Origin of the sequence: Streptomyces sp. NBC_01017 (genome assembly GCF_045162795.1) — a bacterium.
Classification (GTDB): Bacteria; Actinomycetota; Actinomycetes; order Streptomycetales; family Streptomycetaceae; genus Streptomyces; species Streptomyces machairae.
Map to the genome: position 1 here is coordinate 10,283,910 of NZ_CP108683.1, position 19,857 is coordinate 10,303,766.

At 69.3% G+C, this 19,857-nt stretch carries 21 protein-coding genes and 3 pseudogenes; 9 read left to right on the forward strand and 15 right to left on the reverse strand.

What is annotated here, in order from left to right; all coding sequences use genetic code 11:
- Nucleotides 1–314 precede the first annotated feature (314 nt).
- Complete coding sequence (locus OG331_RS46945; protein ID WP_406209258.1) at nucleotides 315–749, reverse strand: ATP-binding protein; 435 nt, start codon at nucleotides 747–749, stop codon at nucleotides 315–317.
- A 270-nt stretch (nucleotides 750–1,019) separates the two neighbouring features.
- Between OG331_RS46945 and OG331_RS46950 the strand changes: the two genes are divergently transcribed.
- Nucleotides 1,020–1,865 (forward strand): RNA polymerase sigma factor SigF, encoded by an 846-nt coding sequence (locus OG331_RS46950; protein ID WP_406209260.1) that lies wholly within the window; start codon nucleotides 1,020–1,022, stop codon nucleotides 1,863–1,865.
- 241 nt (nucleotides 1,866–2,106) lie between these two features.
- Here the strand turns inward: OG331_RS46950 and OG331_RS46955 are convergent, their stop codons facing one another.
- Nucleotides 2,107–2,541 (reverse strand): hypothetical protein, encoded by a 435-nt coding sequence (locus OG331_RS46955; protein ID WP_406209263.1) that lies wholly within the window; start codon nucleotides 2,539–2,541, stop codon nucleotides 2,107–2,109.
- Here OG331_RS46955 and OG331_RS46960 point away from each other — a divergent pair.
- Nucleotides 2,534–2,698, forward strand: coding sequence for a hypothetical protein (locus OG331_RS46960; protein WP_406210949.1), 165 nt, complete (start codon nucleotides 2,534–2,536; stop codon nucleotides 2,696–2,698). The two genes, OG331_RS46955 and OG331_RS46960, sit on opposite strands and share 8 nt — an antisense overlap.
- An 18-nt stretch (nucleotides 2,699–2,716) precedes the next feature.
- Here the strand turns inward: OG331_RS46960 and OG331_RS46965 are convergent, their stop codons facing one another.
- From OG331_RS46965 to OG331_RS46975, 3 genes and pseudogenes are all read right to left on the reverse strand, one after another.
- Nucleotides 2,717–3,706, reverse strand: a complete 990-nt coding sequence (locus OG331_RS46965; RefSeq protein ID WP_406209266.1) for an ornithine cyclodeaminase family protein — start codon at nucleotides 3,704–3,706, stop codon at nucleotides 2,717–2,719.
- A gap of 159 nt (nucleotides 3,707–3,865) precedes the next feature.
- Nucleotides 3,866–3,997, reverse strand: a pseudogene (locus tag OG331_RS46970) (NADP oxidoreductase); the annotation flags it as partial.
- Between the two features lie 152 nt (nucleotides 3,998–4,149).
- On the reverse strand, nucleotides 4,150–4,482 hold the full coding sequence (locus tag OG331_RS46975; RefSeq protein WP_406209269.1) for a transposase: 333 nt from the start codon (nucleotides 4,480–4,482) through the stop codon (nucleotides 4,150–4,152).
- A gap of 67 nt (nucleotides 4,483–4,549) precedes the next feature.
- Between OG331_RS46975 and OG331_RS46980 the strand changes: the two genes are divergently transcribed.
- Entirely contained in the window at nucleotides 4,550–5,761 is a 1,212-nt protein-coding gene (locus OG331_RS46980) for an RNA-guided endonuclease InsQ/TnpB family protein (RefSeq protein WP_406209272.1), read from the forward strand.
- Between the two features lie 310 nt (nucleotides 5,762–6,071).
- Here the strand turns inward: OG331_RS46980 and OG331_RS46985 are convergent.
- Nucleotides 6,072–6,356: pseudogene (locus OG331_RS46985) on the reverse strand (NAD(P)-binding domain-containing protein); the annotation flags it as partial.
- A gap of 7 nt (nucleotides 6,357–6,363) precedes the next feature.
- On the opposite strand from OG331_RS46985, the pseudogene OG331_RS46990 reads away from it, so the two are divergent.
- Nucleotides 6,364–6,708 (forward strand): annotated as a pseudogene (locus OG331_RS46990) (winged helix-turn-helix transcriptional regulator); the annotation flags it as partial.
- Nucleotides 6,709–6,800: 92 nt separating this feature from the next.
- Here OG331_RS46990 and OG331_RS46995 read toward each other — a convergent pair.
- The 3 genes from OG331_RS46995 to OG331_RS47005 form a co-directional block, all read right to left on the reverse strand.
- Nucleotides 6,801–7,625: a DUF1684 domain-containing protein gene (locus OG331_RS46995; RefSeq protein ID WP_406209275.1), complete on the reverse strand. Its 825-nt coding sequence runs from the start codon at nucleotides 7,623–7,625 to the stop codon at nucleotides 6,801–6,803.
- A gap of 80 nt (nucleotides 7,626–7,705) precedes the next feature.
- The gene (locus OG331_RS47000; RefSeq protein WP_406209278.1) at nucleotides 7,706–8,629 is read right to left on the reverse strand and encodes an LLM class F420-dependent oxidoreductase; all 924 of its coding nucleotides are present in this window, start codon (nucleotides 8,627–8,629) and stop codon (nucleotides 7,706–7,708) included.
- Nucleotides 8,630–9,321: 692 nt separating this feature from the next.
- Nucleotides 9,322–9,996 carry a hypothetical protein gene (locus OG331_RS47005; RefSeq protein ID WP_406209281.1) on the reverse strand — a complete coding sequence of 225 codons (675 nt, stop codon included), beginning with the start codon at nucleotides 9,994–9,996 and terminating at the stop codon, nucleotides 9,322–9,324.
- 358 nt (nucleotides 9,997–10,354) lie between these two features.
- Here OG331_RS47005 and OG331_RS47010 point away from each other — a divergent pair, with 358 nt between their 5' ends.
- The 3 genes from OG331_RS47010 to OG331_RS47020 all read left to right on the forward strand — a co-directional run bounded on the left by OG331_RS47010 (nucleotide 10,355) and on the right by OG331_RS47020 (nucleotide 13,701).
- Nucleotides 10,355–11,335 (forward strand): hypothetical protein, encoded by a 981-nt coding sequence (locus tag OG331_RS47010; protein WP_406209284.1) that lies wholly within the window; start codon nucleotides 10,355–10,357, stop codon nucleotides 11,333–11,335.
- 782 nt (nucleotides 11,336–12,117) lie between these two features.
- Entirely contained in the window at nucleotides 12,118–12,732 is a 615-nt protein-coding gene (locus OG331_RS47015; protein WP_406209287.1) for a hypothetical protein, read from the forward strand.
- Nucleotides 12,733–12,735: 3 nt separating this feature from the next.
- Nucleotides 12,736–13,701 carry an SRPBCC family protein gene (locus OG331_RS47020; RefSeq protein WP_406209289.1) on the forward strand — a complete coding sequence of 322 codons (966 nt, stop codon included), beginning with the start codon at nucleotides 12,736–12,738 and terminating at the stop codon, nucleotides 13,699–13,701.
- Between the two features lie 225 nt (nucleotides 13,702–13,926).
- Here OG331_RS47020 and OG331_RS47025 read toward each other — a convergent pair whose 3' ends face one another.
- The 3 genes from OG331_RS47025 to OG331_RS47035 are packed head-to-tail and all read right to left on the reverse strand — an operon-like array spanning nucleotide 13,927 to nucleotide 16,590.
- Nucleotides 13,927–14,940: an NAD(P)/FAD-dependent oxidoreductase gene (locus tag OG331_RS47025; protein WP_406209292.1), complete on the reverse strand. Its 1,014-nt coding sequence runs from the start codon at nucleotides 14,938–14,940 to the stop codon at nucleotides 13,927–13,929.
- The gene (locus OG331_RS47030; RefSeq protein WP_406209295.1) at nucleotides 14,937–15,467 is read right to left on the reverse strand and encodes an isoprenylcysteine carboxyl methyltransferase family protein; all 531 of its coding nucleotides are present in this window, start codon (nucleotides 15,465–15,467) and stop codon (nucleotides 14,937–14,939) included. Before OG331_RS47030 ends, OG331_RS47025 begins: the two co-directional genes overlap by 4 nt.
- A gap of 55 nt (nucleotides 15,468–15,522) precedes the next feature.
- Nucleotides 15,523–16,590 carry a type III polyketide synthase gene (locus OG331_RS47035; RefSeq protein WP_406209297.1) on the reverse strand — a complete coding sequence of 356 codons (1,068 nt, stop codon included), beginning with the start codon at nucleotides 16,588–16,590 and terminating at the stop codon, nucleotides 15,523–15,525.
- A gap of 149 nt (nucleotides 16,591–16,739) precedes the next feature.
- Here OG331_RS47035 and OG331_RS47040 point away from each other — a divergent pair, with 149 nt between their 5' ends.
- On the forward strand, nucleotides 16,740–17,609 hold the full coding sequence (locus tag OG331_RS47040; RefSeq protein WP_406209300.1) for a UbiA family prenyltransferase: 870 nt from the start codon (nucleotides 16,740–16,742) through the stop codon (nucleotides 17,607–17,609).
- A gap of 416 nt (nucleotides 17,610–18,025) precedes the next feature.
- Here the strand turns inward: OG331_RS47040 and OG331_RS47045 are convergent, their stop codons facing one another.
- Nucleotides 18,026–18,454, reverse strand: a complete 429-nt coding sequence (locus OG331_RS47045; RefSeq protein ID WP_406209303.1) for a VOC family protein — start codon at nucleotides 18,452–18,454, stop codon at nucleotides 18,026–18,028.
- Between the two features lie 75 nt (nucleotides 18,455–18,529).
- Nucleotides 18,530–18,925, reverse strand: coding sequence for an STAS domain-containing protein (locus OG331_RS47050; protein WP_406209306.1), 396 nt, complete (start codon nucleotides 18,923–18,925; stop codon nucleotides 18,530–18,532).
- A gap of 182 nt (nucleotides 18,926–19,107) precedes the next feature.
- Here OG331_RS47050 and OG331_RS47055 point away from each other — a divergent pair, with 182 nt between their 5' ends.
- On the forward strand, nucleotides 19,108–19,578 hold the full coding sequence (locus OG331_RS47055) for an ATP-binding protein (RefSeq protein ID WP_406209309.1): 471 nt from the start codon (nucleotides 19,108–19,110) through the stop codon (nucleotides 19,576–19,578).
- A gap of 62 nt (nucleotides 19,579–19,640) precedes the next feature.
- Here OG331_RS47055 and OG331_RS47060 read toward each other — a convergent pair whose 3' ends face one another.
- Nucleotides 19,641–19,844 carry a hypothetical protein gene (locus tag OG331_RS47060; protein ID WP_406209312.1) on the reverse strand — a complete coding sequence of 68 codons (204 nt, stop codon included), beginning with the start codon at nucleotides 19,842–19,844 and terminating at the stop codon, nucleotides 19,641–19,643.
- Nucleotides 19,845–19,857: the final 13 nt, after the last annotated feature.

The following is a 19,857-nucleotide window of genomic DNA, read 5'->3' on the forward strand; positions in this document are numbered from 1 at the left end:
CCCTATCACCGGTCAGAGGTGACACAGTCAGCTCGCCGTCCAGCGGGGTGGGCAGTGATGTCGTTCCCTCAGCCTCCGGTGAACCACGCATTTTCTGTCACCTCCAGTCACATGTCGGCCGGAGACCAGTCTCTCGCGCGCAATAACAGGGTGCGAACCGTTCACCACAACTTGCGGGTGCCATCTGTTCTGGAGTGAGGCCGGGAATGGCGCGGGAGGCGCCTGGCGATGGTCCGGGGCGTCCGGGCTTATTGAGGCTCGGGGACGTCACTCGGATCTCGCGAAGTGAACGCCCCCCATGCCGATCCCGGCCCTCAGCCCTCGCTGCATCCATCTGGCGGGGCGGATGCGGGCGGCGGCTCGAAGCAGGCTGTGACGTCCTTGCCGCGAGGGCAACGGCGTGCCGCCACCTCATGGGCGAGGGCGTCGACCAGGAACAACCCACGTCCACCGGCGGCTTCGTCGCCGGCGTGGCGCTGTTCGGGTAGCTGGGCCGAGGCGTCATGCACTGTCACGTGCAGGCATTCCTCGTCCCGCGTGAGGATGAGTTGTGCTGTGGTGTGGGCGTGAATGTGCGCGTTGGTGACCAGCTCGGACACGGCCAGGACGATTGAGTCCACCAGATCGGGTGCTGTCCGTTCCCACCCGAGGGCCACCAGATGACTGCGCGTCCAGTCCCTGGCCGTCTTCACTCCACTGCTGATCGGCAGCGAACGGGCCCATCCCGCAGCTCTCATGTCCTGCGCCATTTCTTCTCCTCCGGGCCAATTGAGTGCGTGGTCCGTGTGCCCGGAAAGTGCAGCTCCTCACCCTCATGACGCCGAACCCGTGCGTGGGTTCGCGCCGTGTGAGCCGCGGCTTGAGCCGGCGCGTCTGCATGCTGCTCCACGCCGCGCCGGGTTCGGCACTGCTTCCGCGCTTCGCATGGTTGTGGGTGTGAGCGCGGAACGAAGGGGTACGCGCTGTCGGTCAGCCGTTTCAAGCGGCAGCGGCTGCCGCGGTTCTGGGAGAGGAACATCATGGCCATCACGAGCACGCCTGCAGCGCATACGCAGACCAGCGAGCTGCCGGAGGTCGCCGATCCCTCTCAGGTGGCGCCGAAGGATGCCCGAGAGCTGTCCAAGGTGTTCTTCGATCAGCTGGCGGTGTTGGAGGAGGGCACTGGGGAGTACCAGTACGCGCGGAACACGCTGATCGAGATGAACATGTCCCTGGTCCGCTTCGCGGCCGGCCGGTTCCGCAGCCGAGGGCCGGAGGAGATGGAGGACATCGTCCAGGTCGGCATGATCGGGCTGATCAAGGCGATAGACCGCTTCGACCTCTCCCGGGAGGTGGAGTTCACCTCGTTCGCCATCCCCTACATCGTGGGTGAGATCAAGCGGTTCTTCCGCGACACCACCTGGGCCGTGCACGTGCCCCGTCGGCTGCAGGAAGCCCGCGTCCAGCTCGCGCGCGCCACGGAGGAACTGCGCAGTCGCCTGGGGCGCACCCCGACGGTGAACGAGCTGTCGGAGCTCATGAGCCTTCCCGAGGAAGAGGTGCACGAGGCCCGCCTCGCCGCGAACGGCTACAACTCCTCTTCTCTGGACGCCACCCTCAGCGGCGGCGAGGACGGCGAAGCGGTGCTGCAGGACTTCATCGGCGCCGAGGACCAGGCTCTCGAGCTGGTGGAGGACTTCCACGCTCTGGCCCCGCTGATTGCCGAACTCGATGAGCGGGACCGGCAGATCATCCACATGCGGTTCGTGGAGGAACTCACCCAGGCCAATATTGGCGAGCTTCTGGGCGTCTCGCAGATGCACGTCTCCCGTCTGCTGTCCCGTACCCTCGCCCGTCTGCGTGAAGGCATGCTCACGAATCAGTGAGTTGCCCGCCCCGAGTGTGGCCGGAATTGGGTTCTACGGGACTGCATAGGGACTTGCCTCTCCCGTACCCCACGCTCGCGCCTTCCAGCACCTAGTGCGCAGGGGTGGCGCGCGTGTGTGGGGGAGGCCCTTCGCCCAGGCCTCGACACCGCACGCACACCGCCTCTCGGTTAGCGCGAAGGCGCTGCCGCCCTACTGCGGCAGCGCCTTGCCCGCTGGGCGGGGCGGGGTGCCGGTCGGGTCAGATCCGGCCGCCGGTCATGCGGGTGATCGGCCCCAGTGTGCGCCGGCCCGCACGCCGACCCGCCGCGTACGACGCCACGCCCAGCGCGGTCAGCCCGGCGCCGGCGCCCGCGACGACGATCTTGCGGTTGGCGATGAGCGTCCAGGTCGTCTTCGCGAGGGCGACGGCCTGCCCCGAGGCGGCGACGACGGCCTGGCGGCCGGCTTCGACGCGCTCGGCTGCCGTGTGGGCGACCGCGGTGGTCGCCGCGGCCGTCCGCTCCGCCGTGCCCGCGGCGGCTGACGCCGCGTCACCGGCCTTGTCGGCAGCCTTGCCTGCCGCTTTCGATGCCGGAGCGGTCGCCCGCGACGCGGTGCGACGAGCCTTGGCCGCCGCTTCCTTCGCGGATACGGAGTCTTGACTGGTGTCATTGTTCGATGGGCTCATGGACATCGCGTTGCCGTATCCTCCGGCAGCAAACATGTTCGAGCAAGGTCGCGTTTCCGGGCTGATCCTCGCCCGACTCCGGTTCACCGGGCACCGCTTGTGCCACCTGCGCCCCACGGTGTGTCACGAGTCCGCCGCCTGGTCGCCGCCCGCCGGTGAATGACCGGGCCGAACGTCGGCATCACTCCAAGGTGACGTAGGCGCCGACCGACTCCACGCGGGCGGCGGCGACGACCAATGCGGCGGCAACGGCATCCTGGACGGCCACCCCAACTGACTTGTACAGGGTGATCTGGGTGGGTGAGGTGCGGCCCGCTTTGTGGCCGGAGATGAGTTCGCCCAACTCGGCATGCACGTCCTCGGGCGTGATCACGCCGTGCCGGATGGGCATCAGCAGGTCGTTGCTGCCGGCCGGGAAGGGAGCCAGAGCGGCTTGGCGCGACTCGACGCACACGAGCGCATCGGCGATCGTGGCGTCGTCGATCTCACGACCGTCCGGGTTGTAGCCCACCGAGGTGACGTGCACGCCAGGAGTCAGCCAGGGACGGCGGACCACCGGTTCGAGAGCGTGGGTGGTCGCCGCGGCGATGTGGGCACCGTCGAGCGCCTCGACATAGGTGGGCACCGCCCGCACTTCGACGTCCAGCTCGGATGACAGCTCTGCGGCGAGGTCAGCGGCTTTCGCCGGGACTCGGCCGGCGATTCGGACCTCGCGGATGGGGCGAACTCGGCACATCGCACGGATGTGGGATCGGGCCTGTACTCCGGTGCCCAGGACCGCCAGTAGCGTCGCGTCCTCGCGCGCCAGCAATCGGGCCGACAGAGCGGAACAGGCAGCGGTCCGTGCTGCGGTGATGGCCGTACCGTCAAGCAGCGCGGCAGGCGCACCGGTGGCCGAATCGAAGACAAGGATGGCCGCTTGATGGGTCGGCAGTGGAGTTCCGGAATTCCGCGGGAAGAGGGACACCAACTTGGCCATGAGCACATCGGCCGATGGCACGTAGCCCGGCATGGCGGCCAGGAAGCCTTCCTGCTCGGGCACGAGCGCCGCGATCCGGGCCGGTGCCGAGGCGCTGCCCGAGCTGAGGTCCGCCATGGCCGGGGCCAGGGCGTCGATCAGCGCGTCCAAATCGATGAGGGCCTCGACCTGCGAGCGCCCGAGCACAAGCATCCGGAAAACCTCCTGAGGGGCAGTCGCGCCCGACGACTGGTCGGTGAAAGCGTTGTCCTACGGCTCCTTCCCCTGCTGTGACACGCCGTCCCCCTTGAGCATGTTCATCCGTACACACTGGGCAGGTTCGTTCGTCTGCATGCTGGGACTACCCCCTGCTCACCGGCCACGCGGCCCGGCGGCAAAGGCCAGCGGCGGCGCGATCGCCTGAGCATCCGCCCCTTGGCCGACCCACAGGGCGATGAACAGCGCGGCGGTCGCCTCCAGGAGTCCCGCACGTTGGAGACCGCCTCATGCTTCCGGGGCTATTCGCAGTGGACCGGGCTTCAGTCCGGTGGTGAGGCGAACCTTTGGCTCGCTCTGACCTCGGTTGTGCGCACGGATCCGCAGCGTTCACCTCGGCCCAGGCCAGGGCGGCCGGTTCTGCTGCTCGATGTACTGTTTCACGATGCTGAGCGGGGCGCCGCGTACCGTGTCCACGGACCGGGCGAAGTACGAGCCGGGCCACAGTCGTTGTGCCGCCAGTTGTGGCGGACGAGGACGGGGTACTCCTGGCGAGCTTGAGGGAGGACATGCTCTTGAGGGGGGTTCACGAGCTTGGACGCGGCCATCTTCGGCGGGAAGTTCACGAGCAGGTGGACGTGGTTGGCCTCGCCGTTGCACTCGACCAGTTCGGCCTCAAAGTCCTGGTACACGGCCCGCGTGATCTCCGCCCAGTGTGTCAGGTGCCAGTTGGTGATGACGAAGTGTATGTGCTTGGTGACGAAATCGCCCAAGATGCAGTGACGGCCTGAATGAATGTTTCGTCCATGCCTCAAGGCCCAATTGTGTAGCGTGATCCGCGTGCAGCTTCGGTACAGCTTCCGCCTGTACCCGAGCGCCGGTCAGCGCACAGCGTTGGCGAGGGTGTTTGGGTGTGCGCGGGTGGTCTACAACGACGCCCTCAGGGCTCGGGAGAGGGCCCGTGCCCAAGGGCTGCCCTTCCTGAAGACCGGGGACCTGTCGAAGACGCTGATCACCGAGGCGAAGAAGACCCCGGCACGGGCCTGGCTCGGCGAGGTGTCGGCGGTCGTGCTCCAGCAGTCCCTGCGCGATCTGGACGCGGCCTACCGGAACTTCTTCGACGGTGTGAAGGGCAAGCGGCCGCGCATGGGCGCGCCCCGGTACAAGTCCGGCAAGGACACCCGGCAGGCGGTCCGGTTCACAGCGAACGCCCGCTGGTCCATCACCCCGGGGCAGAAGCTGCGCCTGCCGAAGATCGGCGATGTCAAGGTGAAGTGGTCGCGCACGCTGCCCTCGACCCCGTCCACGGTGACCGTGGTCAAGGACTCGGCGGGCCGGTACTTCGCCTCCTTCGTCGTGGAGACCGGCCCGCCGGGAGAGGTGCTGCCGCCGACGAAGTCTGAGCTGGGCATCGACCTGGGGCTCGGTCACTTCGCGGTCCTCTCGGACGGCACGAAGGTCGACAGCCCGCGCTTCCTGCGCCGGGCCGAGAAGCGCTTGAAGAAGGCGCACCGCGCCCTCTCCCGCAAGGAGAAAGGCAGCAAGAACCGCGACAAGGCCCGTCAGAAGGTTGCCCGTGCACACGCGCACGTGGCCGACGCGCGCCGCGAGTTTCACCATCAGCTCTCCACCAGGCTGATCCGCGAAAGCCAAGCGGTCGCGGTGGAGGATCTGGCGGTGAAGGCTCTCGCCCGCACGCGCCTGGCCAAGTCCGTGCACGACGCCGGATGGTCGGCGTTCGTGGGCATGTTGGAGTACAAGGCCGCCCGGTACGGGCGCACCTTCGTGAAGATCGGCCGGTTCGAACCGACCTCTCAGGTGTGCTCCGAGTGCGGCGCCAAGGATGGCCCCAAACCCCTGCATGTCCGGGAATGGACATGTGGGGCATGCGGGGCGGTCCTGGACCGGGACATCAACGCGGCGGTCAACGTCGCCAAGGCGGCCGGACTGGCCGTGACAGCCTGTGGAGCGCGGGTAAGACGGGCCGCCGTGCCCGCACCGCGCAGCGAAGCAGGAACCCACTCGACACCGCAGCCTTCAACGGCAGCCTAGGCGAGAATCTCCCCCTGCAGGGTGAGAGGATGTCAAGGGCTCGCAGCCCACACCTGCGCGTGAGCTGCCTCATTATCCCCGCACGGGTACGACCCGTGGTCGGCGACTCGAACCCGGGCGGCCGCATGCGCCACACATCCTCGTGACAGAGATTGAACGCCTTGACCACATGAGCTCCCGGAGCCGCCGCGGCCAGCTGCTGCGCCGCCGAGGGGCCTCCTTCCGCCAGCAGTCGGAAACCCGGCCCGACCGGATTGGAACAGTCGAGCAGGACCCTGCCGTCCAACGCTGCCCGCAGCTCCCGGACCACGACCGCCCCAGCCCCGAAAGGCAGCGCGGCCAGCACCACCTCACCGAACTCGGCCGCCGCGCGCAGACTGGCAGGCGCCGCGCTGCCTCCGATACGCGTCGCCAGTCGCTGCGCCTTGTGCGCGTCCCGTGCCCCGATGGTCACCTCGTGCCCGGCCCGCTCCCACTGGGTGCCGAGTGCGTCCGCCATGTTCCCTGTTCCCAGCACGCCGATTCTCATCACGCGTTCCTCTCCCCGCCTGCTTCGACCGTTCAGCACGACGCTAGGGAGCCTCTCGGGCACCATTTGGTAAGTGACGACCGATGCCTTCCTCGCCGACTGCCGTGCCCGTCTCGCCTTCGACCTGTTCTCCAACACGTGGAATGCCGTGGTGCTCTGGGCGCTGCGCGACGGCCCAAGGCGGCCCGTCGAACTGCGGGAGCGCATCGGGGGCATCAGCTCCAAGGTCCTCACCGAGACGTTGCGGCGCCTGCAGTTCAACGGACTGGTGGCACGGCACGCCCATCCCGGGGCACCACCTCGGGTCGAGTACCAACTCACCGCTCTGGGACGGACCTTGTTGGCCCCCATCGACGCCGTCGGGGCATGGGCTTTCGAGCACGGTGACGAGGTCATGGCGGCCCAGGACGCGGAATGCGTCGCCGCCACGGAGCAGTCCCTTCACACCGCTGACCAGGGGACCTTCCCGGGCTCTCGGCCGGCCACTGTCACCGCGGCCGGCCGGCAGGCTCAGGATCCGCCGCGCTCGCGGGGGATCTTCTGACCTGCCTCGACCGCGACCGGCAGCCGGTTCTCGGCCGGTGGCAGCGGGCAGGTGGCCAGGTCCGTGTAGGCGCACGGCAGGTTCGTGGCGCGGTTGAAGTCCAGGACGACCGTGCCGTCGGCGGCGGGCGGCTCGACGGCCAGGGCCCGGTTTGCGGCGTAGGTGGTGACCCCGGAGGTCGCGTCGGTGAACAGAACCGTCAGCGCGCCCGCACCATGTCCGGGGAATGCGGTGAGGGACAGTCGGCGCCCCTCCACGTCGAACTCGATCCTGCCCGGAGCGTCGTACACGTGCTCAAGGCCTTCGACGGCGGCGCCCACGGTGGTCGCCCGCGGCTCGTCGAAGGGGATGTACCGGCCCGTCACGGCCCAGCGCGGGTCAGGGGCGTAGGCCGGTGTGCCCGTGAAGGCCGTGAGCAGGGGCGCGTCCGGGTGCCGGGGGCGCACGATGTCGTTGCCGCCACGCTTGGCGACCTCGATGACGGCGTCTCCCCACACCGCGTCGACCCCGTCGCGCTCGGGAAGGACACCGAAGCGGTGTTCACCCCGCACCGGCGTTCCGTCGACGACCAGCTCCTCGCCGTCGTCGAGATTCACGACGACCCCGTCGGGGCCGGTGTGCCACGCGCCGGGTGCGTCGGGGAAGCGCTGCGGCCGGTCGTCCAGCCAGTGCAGACCCGTGATCGCCAGGAACCCGTGCGGGTCGGCGAGCCGCGCCTCTTGGGCGCGGTGCCACTCCAGCCAGTCCACGGTGAAGGCATGGAGGTCCTTCGCGGTCGTCCCGGTGGTCATGAGTTCTCCTTCGTCACGCGAGGTTCGGCCTCGCACAGGGGGTACGGGAAGATGTCGGGCCCTCGGCCCGACGGGCGTACTCAGCCGGCCAGTTCGCCGAGGAGTGCCCAGGTGCGCCGGCGGTCCGCTTCTCCCGCGATCTCGGTGCCCGAGAACACGACCTCGGTGGCACCCGCGTCGCGGTATCGCCGTACCTCGGCTTCGACCCCCTTCTCGTCGCCGATCACGGCCAGGTCGGCGGCCCGTCGGCCGCCGGAGAGTTCGATGACCCTTGCGTAGGACGGGATCTGTTCGTAGAACGCGAGGCTCTCGGTGGCCCTCGCCCGTACCGCATCCACATCGTCCGTGACCACGCCGGGCACCAGAGCCACGATCCTGGGCGAGGGCCGGCCGGCGGCCTCGGCAGCGGCGGTGAGGGCGGGAACGATGTGCTCCGCCAGGGCGCGCGGTCCCGCCAGGTAGGGCAGGATCCCGTCCGCCAGCTCCCCGCTGACCCGCAGCGCCTGCGGCCCCATTGCGGCGACCAGTACGGGGACGCCGCTCTCGGCGCCCGGTACGCGCGCCGAAATGGGGGTGGCGGCGGTGAGCAGCTCGCCGTGGAAGTCGGCCGTGCCGGTCTGTGTCAGTTGCCGTAGTGCGGTGAGGAATTCACGCAGACGGGCGATGGGGCGCTCGAAGGGCAGGCCGAAGCCGGTCTCCGTCAGCAGTTTCGTACCCAGGGCCAGCCCGAGATGGTAGCGGCCGTGGGTCGCCGCCTGGGCGGTCTGGGCCTGGCTGGAGACGATCAGTGGGTGGCGGCCGAAGACGGGGATCGCGGAGGTGCCCACCTGAAGTCCGGTCACCGCGCGCCCTACGATCGCCGCGAGCTGGGGTGAGTCCGCGCCGAAGGTCTGGCCGAACCATGCCGACCGCAGACCAGCGGCCGCGGCCTCCTGGGCCAACTGCACGGTGGCGTCGACCTGGTTCTGCGCGTCGGACGCGTTGAGCACTACTCCAACAGTCATGCCAGTCACAACGGGCCCCGGCCGAACCCGCATTCCGGTCCGTGTGTGACACCTTTTTGTCAGTCATGTGTACAGGCGTCGGGTGGGACACCGACGTCCCGGAAACCGGCGGAGAGCCTTCAGGACCGCCTTGACCGACCCCCGTCCAGGCCGGGCGGGCGCGGATCGGTGGGTGAGAAGTTCGCGTGAGCGCCCATTCATCGCAGGACCGCAGGGCCGCCACCACCGACGGGGTCCACCGATGCTGGTGCACGTCGACGTTGGTCAAGATGCTCCTCCCGCGCGGCCGACCCCGTCCGCCCCGCACTCCTACCGACGCGCCGGGCAGGAGTGCGGGGACCGAGCACAACCGGCGGCCCCATTCGGCCGGATCGCCACGCGGGCCTCGTCTTCGCGTCAGCACCGCGCGTTGCCGTCGCCTCGCGCGCCTGACGGTGCTGAGCGATCCGCGTCGGCGGCTGCCGGCAGCGCGTCACCTGTTTGTGATGATCCTGCTGGCCGCTGCATGCGCTGTTGGCCAGGGCCCGTTCCTGGACCGTGATCGGGCAGCGTGGTATTCAGCACCGCCGTAGGTGCCTGGGCGGCCGACCAGCACCTCGAGCCGCTGGTCGAGTCCCTGACCGCCCGCTACGGTCGGCGCTTCGATCTGCAGGACATCCACCATGCGGCCGACGACCAGGGCTGCGGCCGGCTCAGCCCGCCGACCGTCGTGCTTTGTCACTGGGGAAGCGCGGCTGATAGCTGCGGGATACCTCATGCACCTTGCGCAGGCCGAGGAACCCCAGGACGACCGCGGTCACGATGGCCGTGGCGGAGGCGACCAGGGTCCGCAGGGTGTCCCCGGCGCCGGCGGCCTCGCAGACCACCGCGGCCAGAACAGCGGTGACGACGGAGTTGATGACGCCGACGACAACAGGTGAGCCGGACAGCCAGTGCGTCACCCCGATATGGCGGCGGAAGCTGTAAGTCGTCCAGATCCCCGGTGGGTCGTCATGGTGGCTCGCGATGAAGTACGGCTCGAGCTCCGGTGCGAGCTCGACGTACGCGTGCCGCAGCCGGTTCATACCGATGATCAGCCAGGCGTCCTCGATGTCCGCCTCGATCAGCCGGAAGTACGTCCCGAACCCGACGAGCAGGACGACCGGCAGCACCAGCAATGCGAACGTCGTGAACTCGGACCCGAACCCCGCCGCGTTGGCCACCAGCGAGAGCGCCACCACCACGGCCGACAGCACCGTCAGATACGTCCCGGTCCGGCTGAAGATCTCCTGCCACGTCATGCTCCGCGTCGCCAGCAGACTCCAGTGCTCGGTCGCCAGAAACTGCGCATGCGGCGTCCCGGCATCAACACCCTTGAGTTCTCTCATCCCCCGAGTGTGGGACCTCAGTGGTCGACGAGTTCGAAGGGCCCGCCGGTGGTGTCAGCGGTGAGTTCGACGAAGAGCCCTCGATGTCGTTGGCTTCGGGAGTCTGCCCGGACCCGCATGCCGACGTGGCGGTCGGTGACCCCGGCCTGACCGAGGCGGAGCAGTGCGGCTGTCCTGGGCGCTACGCGGTCGGCATGCCGGCCTCTCCTGCTCCAGCTCGTGCACCCTGGCGCTCAACGCCCCCCCGCATGCGCTCCAGACCTGACGGGCATCCTTGCGGAAGAAGACCTGGCAAAGGGGAGGATACGGAGTGAATCAGGCATCCCGCCTCAGGGTCAGGCCACCTCGACCGCCCGGCGTGGACACCCTTCACCACACCCCGCGCAGCGGCCTCGAGGCCATCCGCGAGCCGGGCCACCGCAGGATGGTCGCGAGTGTCCTGGCCTCCGGCCTCGTCGACCGGATGATCGCCTTCACCGAAGGCTTCGAGCCGCCGGTCGACATTCAGCAGGCCCGAGTCGACGCAGAGCAGCTCGCGGCCGAATTCGCTGCCTACGGCGTCACCGTACCCGCGGCCACGACGCGTCACATCACGCTGATGCGGGCCCTGATGGTGCCCATCGCCGACGACGCGCTCGCCCTCGCCCTCGATCGCATCTGGGTGTTCACGACCCACACCGACGACGTGTGCTGCCACGACCCCGCCGAAGCAGAAGCCATCATGCGGGCCGGCATGCTGACCGCGCCGCCCGGATCATCGCCGAACACGCGCTTCATCCAGCACATGTTCAACGAGATCGCCCCCTTCTGCGAACCGACGTTCCTCGCGGTCTACAAGACGTTCTTCTACCAAGCGATCACCGGCGTCCTCATGGAAGCGGAGTTCACACCCCAGACCTCAGACGACGTCGACAGCGACTACGTCCGCATCTTCAACGGCTTCTCCCAGTTCTGGTTCACCTCACTGCAGTTCACCGATCCCTGCCTCGACGCATGCTCCCAGCGCGCGTTCTGGTCGGCGGCCCTGAGCCCCTGTGTCACGTTCCTCAACGACATCAACGACGTCCTGTCCTTCTACAAGGAGGCGGTGCACGGCGGGGACTTCGTGGCCGGCCGGATCTACCGCCGCTCGGTCAAGGAGAACGTGCCCTACCTGGCTGTCTACCGCGAGATCCTCGAGAGCGGTCTGACGGCCTACCGCCGCGTCCTGGCCCTGGCCGACGACGAGCAACGCCGTCATCTCGACCGCTACATGCAGGCGTTCATCCACTGGCACTTCCGCAGCCCCCGCTATGGCTGGCAGAAGATCTACCCGGGTCTGACCTCGATCCATGTCTGACGCATGATCCTGCAAGGCGCGGTCGGGCCGTCTGAGGGATGTGGCCACCAGCCGGGAGGGCTGGATGTGCGGGATGTCTGAACCCGGCCGGCGGACTCTCCTGCGACGGCTCGTTCAACGCGTGCAGGGCCGGGGCTCCACCATCTTTGCCTGACCGACCTGGCACGTATGCGGTGGGAGTCGCACTTCGACATCACCTCTTCCGATCCCACACCGAGCAGCAGCGGATCGAGAAGCTCCTCCGGGATGACCTCACCGTTGGCTGTGGGCACTGGCCCCGCTGGGGGGATGCGCTCCGTCGGTGCCTCCGTTCCTCACGAGGCCGGCGGATCCGTGGCGGCCGCCATCGAAGCCCTGGGTACCGGCGTGGCCCTTGCCGCGGCCCGGACCACCTTCCCGAGTCCATCCCGTTCGCCGAGAACAGTTACCAAGCGCTCACCCACGCGCCTGGAGCACTTGGCTATTCAAGTATCGATGGCGGACTTCGCGACCCGCTGGCGCGGAATGCCTCAACCGCTCGCGCGGTATTCGAGGACGCACCCGGGCAGCCCCGCTCCGCAGCGTGCCCGTACCGACACGGGCGGCGAGTGCTGGGTCGCTGGGGAGATGCGCGCCCGCAAATGTGGGAGGAGGGTGGAGGGAGAGGTGCAGCCTCCGAGACGGGGCGCCGGGGCGAAGGCAGGCGCTGGGGAGCTGGGGGCGTAGGCAGGCGCTGGGGCCGGACGGCGTGGCCGCGCGCGACCTGAGCAGCCTGATTCCGCTGACTTGACTTGAGGCAATTCATGGAAACCGAAACAAAAGCCACTTTGGCCGCAGCCCTCGCGACCGGATACGTGCTGGGCCGCACCAAGAAGGGCAAACTCGCCATCGGTGTTGCCTCCGTGCTCGCCGGTCAAGGACTACTGAGTCCGAAAGAGTTGGTCAGCCGAGCGCTGCGCATGGCGTCCGAGAGCCCTCAGGCCGCCCAACTGCTGGACCAGGTCCGCGGAGAGCTGATGGACTCCGCCCGCACCGCGCTGTCCGCTACCGCCGACCGCCGCCTCGGAGCGCTGGCGGGCTCGTTGCAACAGCGCATGAGCTCTCTTGGGGAAAAGCCCGACGACGAGGAAGAAGAGCCGCTCGACGAAAGGGAACCGGACGACGAGGACGAGGCAGCAGAGGAAGAGGAGCCGGAGGAAGGGGAAGAGCCGGAGGAGACACCGCCCCCTCGAAGCCGAGCGAAGAAGAAGACTCCCGCAAAGCGGTCCGCAGCCAAGACACCTCCAAGGAAGAAGGCTCCCGCTGGGAAGAAGGCCGCCGCGTCGAAGCCGACGGGGAAGAAGGCCGCCGCGTCCAAGGCGACGGGAAAGAAGGCCGCCGCCGGCAAGACACCCACCCGCGGCAGCCGAAGGAGGTAGGCCATGGCCAAGACGGAGGAGAAGAGCACTCCGACCGGAACCTCCGGCATGGACCAGCTCAAGGAGCAGCTGTCCGCGTACGCCGCGGCGCAGGGCCAGCGGATGGTGGACAAGGCCGGAGACAAGATCAGTGATCTCGCTCAGGGCCTGGGAGACGTCGGCGACGGCAACACCACGTTGCTCAACGTCGGCAAGCGCGTGCTGGGCGGCGGGGAGTCACCGGTCAAGGCGTTCCTCAGCGAGAAGGCAGGAAACGTGAAGGACAAGGTGGTCGACTCCGTCAAGGGTGCCTTCGGGGGCGGCGGCAAGGCGGGGAGTGGGAAGGTCACGAACATCGTCGAGGTCATCGACGTCGGCAAGCCACTGCGCACCGTGTATGACCACTGGACCCAGCTCGAGGAGTTCAGCTCCTTCGCCAAGGGTGTCGAGAGCGTCTCTCAGTCGGACGAGATCGAGAGCGGCTGGAAGGCCAAGATCGCCTTTTCCAGCCGTAGTTGGAAAGCCACCGTGCAGGAGCAGATTCCCGACGAGCGCATCGTCTGGAACTCCGAGGGGGCCAAGGGCACCACGCGCGGTGCCGTCAGCTTCCACGAACTGACTCCGGACCTCACGCGCGTCGTCGTCGTGGTCGAGTACTACCCGTCCGGCTTCTTCGAGAAGACCGGCAACATCTGGCGCGCGCAGGGACGTCGCCTGCGACTCGACCTCAAGCACTTCATGCGGTACGTCACGCTTTCCGACGACGAGGACCTGGAGGGCTGGCGCGGAGAGATCCGCGACGGCGAAGTGGTCCGTTCACACGAAGAAGGTCTTGAGGACGACGCCGAGGAGGACGAGCCCGAAGAGGGTGAGGTGGACGACGGCGACGCCCGGTACGAGGAAGAGGAGGAAGACGAAGACGAACTGGAGGACGGAGACGAAGAGGAAGACGAATACGAAGAGGAGGACGAAGCGGCCGGTAACCGGTAGACGCAACTGGACCGGCGAGACACCCCGCACCGGCCCACGTCACACGCGGTGAGGTCACTGCGTGGGTGCCCTGTCCGGGGGCGTCGCGGCCCGCCAGGTGGCCGATGACCGGACCGGCCAGTCCCAGGGCGACGACCACCAGGAACGCCGCGAGCCCACCGTCACTGTCGCGGAGAGCCCATACGTCGGACCTCGTTCACCGTCGGCATGTGAAAGGGCAGGCCCCTACTGCAGTGCGCGGACCGCGGCCGAGAACACCGGGGGCATCCGGGATGCTGCAGGGACGATGAGACGGGCGGTGCCAGGACGACGGCTCGCGGCCAACAGGGCCCCGGTCAGCAGCCGGTGGCGCCGGGTCAGCCGGGTCCAGGCGCGCTCGTATGCGGCCGGTTGTCCGGCGGCCAGGCAGCGGATTGCGGCCTCGGAGGTTGCCAGCGCGAGGGCGATGCCTTCGCCGGTGAGGGCGTCCAGGTAGCCCGCGGCGTCGCCGACGAGCAGGACACGGCCGGCGGTTCTGTGCCGCACGCGCTGTCGCAGTGGTCCGGCGCCGCGTACCTCCGTCGCGGCCGGGCCGCGCAGCGACGCGGTGAGGGCCGGGAAGTCGGCCAGGTGTGCGTCGTATCCCCGGCGGCTGCGGCTGAGGACCGCGACGCCGACCAGGTCGTGGCCGATCGGTGTCACGTAGGCCTCGCCGTGCCGGGACCAGTGGACCTCCACGTAGTCCGTCCACGGTTCGATGCGGTAGTGGCGGCGCAGTCCGTAGCGGCCGTGCGGGCGGGCCGGCAGTTCCAGCCCCAGGCCGCGGCGCACCGGGGAGTGCAGGCCGTCGGCGGCGATCAGCCAACGGGCCGTGGTGCCCGCGGCGGTGACCGTGTCCGCGCTCTGGCGCACCTCGCCGACCTTGCCCGGCAGTATCCGTACGCCGAGGTCGAGCGCGCGCTGGTGCAGCGCGGAGTGCAGCGTCGTACGGCGGATCCCCAGCCCACCGTGGCCGCGGAAGGACGCTTCGGCGCGGGTGGTGCCGTCCACGTAGCGGATGCCGCGCAGTTCGCGGCCGGTGACCTCGACGCCCAGTGCTCGCAGCGCGGCGACTCCGCCGGGCATGACTCCTTCTCCGCAAGCCTTGTCCACAGGCGTGGTCCGGGGTTCGACGACGGTGGCCTCCAGTCCGGCGAGCGCGGCGTGGATGGCGGCAGCCAGTCCGGCGGGGCCGCCGCCGGCCACCAGTACGTCGATCATGCCGACGCGGGCACGGTCGCGGTGGCCAGTGCCTGGTTCTCGCAGCGGATGCGCACGGTGAGCAGGGCGGCGTTGAGTGCCGTGAACGCGGCGGCGGTGGCCCAGGCGGTGTGGACGAGGGGCAGGGCCACGCCCTCGGCGACGACGGCCACGTAATTCGGATGCCGCAGCCACCGCCACCGGTAGGGGCCGCCCGTCACCAGCGGTAGACCGGGTACGACGATCACCCGGGTGTTCCATCGAGGGCCCAGGGTGTGGATGCACCACCACCGCAGTGCCTGGGCACCCGCGAGCACGGCCAGCATGGGCCAGGCCAGGGCGGGTACGAAGGGCCGGTCGGCCAGCCATACCTCGGTCGGGCAGGCGATCAGCAGGCCGGTGTGCAGGGCGACCATGGCCGGGTAGTGGCCCTGCCCGGCCTCGGTCGCGCCGCGGGCGGTGGTCCAACGTTCGTTGCGGTGGGCGACGACGAGTTCGGCGACGCGCTCGGCGGCGACGGCGGCCACCAGCAGTCCGTACCAGATCATGTGTCCTTCGTGTCCCTCGTGTCCTTCGTGTCCTACGTGTCCTTCGAGGTCCGAACTACCAGCGCAGCAGGACGAGTTCGCAGGCGAACCCGGGCCCCATGGCCAGCAGCAGGCCCGGCGTGCCCGGCGGCGGGCGGCGTTGGGCCAGGGTGTCGCGCAGTACGTGGAGCACTGACGACGAGGACAGGTTGCCCACGTCGGACAGGTGACGCCAGGTCACATCGAGTGCCTCCTCGGGCAGGTCGAGGGCCTCGGTGACGGCCTGAAGGACCTTGGGGCCGCCGGGGTGGCACACCCAGGCGGTCACGTCCTTCGGCTTGATCCCGTGGTCGCCGAGGAACCCCTCGACGTCGTCGGCGAGGTAACGGCGCACCACATCGGGGACCGCCGGGTCGAGGATGACCTGGAAGCCGGTGCTCTTGATGTCCCAGCCCATGACGCGCCCGGTGTCCGGATACAGGTGACTGCGGGAGTCCACGATCGTCGGGCCGGCGGGCTCTTCCGGGCGGCCCCGGCGTTCCCCGCCGTACGCGACGACCGCGGCGGCGCCGTCGCCGAACAGCCCCGTGGCGACCAGGTTGGCCATGGAGGCGTCATTGCGCTGGAAGGTCAGCGAGCACAGTTCGACCGACAGCAGCACCGCCACGTGGCCCGGACGGCCCAGCAGGTAGTCATGCATACGGGCCAGGCCGGCGGCGCCGCCGGCACAGCCCAGCCCGAACAGGGGCAGCCGTTTGACGTCCGGCCGCAGTCCGAGGCGGCCGGCCAGCCGTGCGTCGATCGAAGGGGTGGCGATGCCGGTGACGGAGGTGAAGATCAGCAGGTCCACGTCGGCGGCGGTCAGGCCGGCCATGTGAAGAGCGCCTCGGACGGCCTTGGCGCCCAGGTCGGTGGCGGCGGCGATGAAGACGTCGTTGGCGGCGCCGAATCCGTCCAGTTCTCCGTATCGCTCGAGCGGCAGGGTCATGTGCCGCGAACTGACTTTCACGCTCCGGTGCAGCCGGTCCAGGAGCCGGCGGTCGCTGCCCTCCGGCAGACAGGTACGGGCCACCATGTCGGTGATCTCGGACTGGCTGCGACGGTGCGGTGCGAGGGCACCGTGAACGGCGGCGATCCGCGTCATGTGGTTCCCGTCCGGTGACCGACTGGGGTGAGTTGCTTCCCACCCTTTCCCCGGACCGGGCCTTCATCACCATGGATCGCCCGTCCGGCCGTTCGCCACGCGGGCGCGTGCTCGAGCCGGGCGGGGCCGGGACGCCTACGATCGGCCGGGTGGGCACTCCCGAGCAGTCGACGGTCGGCGGCCCGGCCGCGAGTTGGGCCGGCCGGGTGGGCGGCCTGGCCGGATCGTGCCACCCCGGGCCTGTCGCGGCGGTCACCGCCCTGATGACCGCCCTCGCCGTCACCGCCGGCCAGGGCGCCGCGCGTTGTGTCCTGACCGCCGCCGCTGTGCTGACCGGGCAGTTGTCCGTCGGCTGGTGCAACGACGCGTACGACGCCCGCCGGGACATCGCCGCCGGCCGTCGGGGCAAACCCGTTGTCGACGGCACGGTCGGCGTGACGGAGGTGTGGATGGCCGCGTATGGCGCGCTGGCGCTGTGCGTGCCGCTGTCGTTCGCCTGTGGCCTGTGGGCGGGCGCCGTTCACCTGACCGGGGTGGCAGCGGCGTGGGCGTACGACCTGTGGCTCAAGGCGACAGCGTGGTCCTGGGCGCCGTACGCGGTGGGTTTCGCCGCGCTCCCGGCGTTCGTGGCACTGGGGCTGCCGGGGCAGCCATGGCCGGCCTGGTGGGTCGTCACCGCCGGGGCACTGCTGGGAGTCGGCGCGCATCTGGGCGATGTGCTGCCGGACATCCACGGGGATCTGGCGACGGGCGTACGGGGCTGGCCGCACCGGCTGGGCCCGGACGGCGCGCGGCTGCTGCTGCCGGTACCGCTGGTGGCAGCGTCCGCGGTACTGGCGCTGGGGCCCGCCGGACCACCCGGCAGATGGGGAATCGCTGCGCTCGCGGTGGCCGGCCTCGTCGCGGTGGCGGGGACGGTGCTGGGACGCCGCTGGGAGCGAGCGGCTTTCGCGGCAGCGGTCGCCGTGGCGGTGGTGGACGTGGCGTTGCTGCTGCTGCGCGGCACCGGGATCGCCTGACGAGCGAACGCGGCCCGGCCGGACCGGCGTTCTGGCGCTTCGGTCGTGATCACCGCGAGCCGTTGCTGGACGCGATCGGCGATCCCCGCCAGGACGCCCTACGTCGCCCGCCGCCGCCAAGCCGCCCGGGAGGAGGCGCGGCGCCGTGCGGAACGGGAAGCCGCGGAGCAGGAGGCGCGGCGGACGGTGTGCGCCGAGTGCGGGCAGATGTTCACCGACGACGGGCGACCGACGACTGACGACCGGCGGTCGCGACTGCCGTCTGAATGGCGACGGCGTTAGCACCGCGACGCGCGGCATCGCCCCGCTGTCCAACCTCGCCCTCACGAGGTAACTCCCGCCCCATACGAGACCAGAGAGGTCCAAGGGAGGCGGCTCCCCACCTCTCCGGCTCGGATCTCCGGCTCGGAGAGCGCTCAGTCGATGCAGAACTCGTTGCCCTCGATGTCCAGCATCGGGATGCACGCATCATTGCCGTCATACAGCGTTCGCACGTGTAGCGCGCCGAGCGGGACCAGTCGGGCGCATTCGGCCTCAAGCGCGGCAAGGCGCTCTTCACCCACGAGTCCGGTGCCGACCCTCACATCAAGATGCAGCCGGTTCTTGACGGCCTTCCCTTCGGGGACGCGCTGGAAGTACAGTCGCGGGCCCACACCTGAGGGATCACTGCAGGCGAACCATGAATCCCGCTGCTCAGGTGGCTGCGAACGCTTGAAATCGTCCCAAGTGGCAAACCCCTCCGGTGGCGGCGGTACGACGTACCCCAACACCTCGCACCAGAAACGAGCGAGGCGCTCAGGTTCTGCGCAGTCAAACGTGACTTGGAACTTCTTGATCGCTGACATCGGCGCACGATAACAGGGCACTCTGCTGCTCATTCCCCAAGCTGCGCCGGATGCGGGAGGCGCCCTCCTGGCGGATCACTGCGGGTGCGGGTGCCTGCCGTTCAGGGCCTGTTCGACGGTGAGGTGACAGTCGATGAAGGTGTCTACGCCGACGAGCCGGACGACGCGCTGTACGGGTTCGGTGAGGGCGGCCAGGCGGAGCCAGCCTCCGTCTGCGGCAAGGCTGCGGTGGGCGGCGATGAAGATGCTGATGCCGGTGGAGTCCATGAAGCTGACGCTGCCCATGTCGACCACCACGCGGGAGGGGGCGGGCGTGGTGGCGTTGAGGGCCTGCTGCAGCGGTTGGCTGGTCTGCTGATCGATCTCCCCGGTGACGGCGACTACGCGGATTCCGTCGTCGACGGTGGTGGTGACCGACAGCTGGCCCAGTTGCCCGGTCTGTTCGGTGCCCGTCATTGCTTGCTCAGCCATGACTGTGATCCTGGCACGCCCCGATCGTGGACCCAAGGGCTGCCCGTACCGTGTGGGTGAACTCCGTGGATGGCGGAGCCGGCAACGCGCGTTTTGGCGTCATCGTGCGTGAGGGAGTCAACCGGCCGCCCAGGGGTAGGCGCGGGCCTGTGAAACGAGGGCGACGGGATTGACTAAGGGAAGTGGACCCGCTGGGTGAGGACGGCAACGCCCAGGACGGAAGTTCCCACGTGCAGGCCACGGTAGCCCTGGAGGGCGGCGGTGCGACGATCGCGCAGGCCCGTCACCTGGCCGTCAGCTTCCTCTCCCAGGCGCAGGGCCGGCACGGGGTGCCGGTGTCGCAGCGCGCGATGGAACTGACGCAACTGGTCGTGAGCGAGCTGGTCACGAACGCCCGCAAGTACGCTCCGGGCCCGGTGCTGATGCATTTGGGCATTGCAGGGGAGTGGGTGGAGGTCGTGGTGTGGGACTCCGACCCGGCCCTCCCGGTGGCACGGGCCACCGATGCCGACCGCATCGGCCAGCACGGTCTGGAGATCGTCATGGCAGTCGCCGAGAGTTTTGAAGCGTATCGGGAGCCGGTCGGCAAACGCATCACCGTCCGCATCGCCCTGCACGATGATGCCGACGCCTCCGCGAGCCGGCCCCAGTAGGCCACCCGTCGGCCGTCGACGCGTCTGTCCGACAACTGCGGGCGAGTCGACGCCAACGCGGGTCAGGTGACACGGCCGGAAGTGGCGCGACCGAGGCCGAGCACGGCGGCGGTGCCGACGAACGCATGCGCATGATGACCTGGTTCGCCCCGCAGGGCGAACGCGGCATCGGCGCCTACCGCCAGGGATTCGTGCGCCGCGCTGCCGGCCCGGTCTTTGTTGACCGGAGATCCGATTTCGACAGAAGTTGCCGAAGCCGTGGACATGGACCTCCCGGAT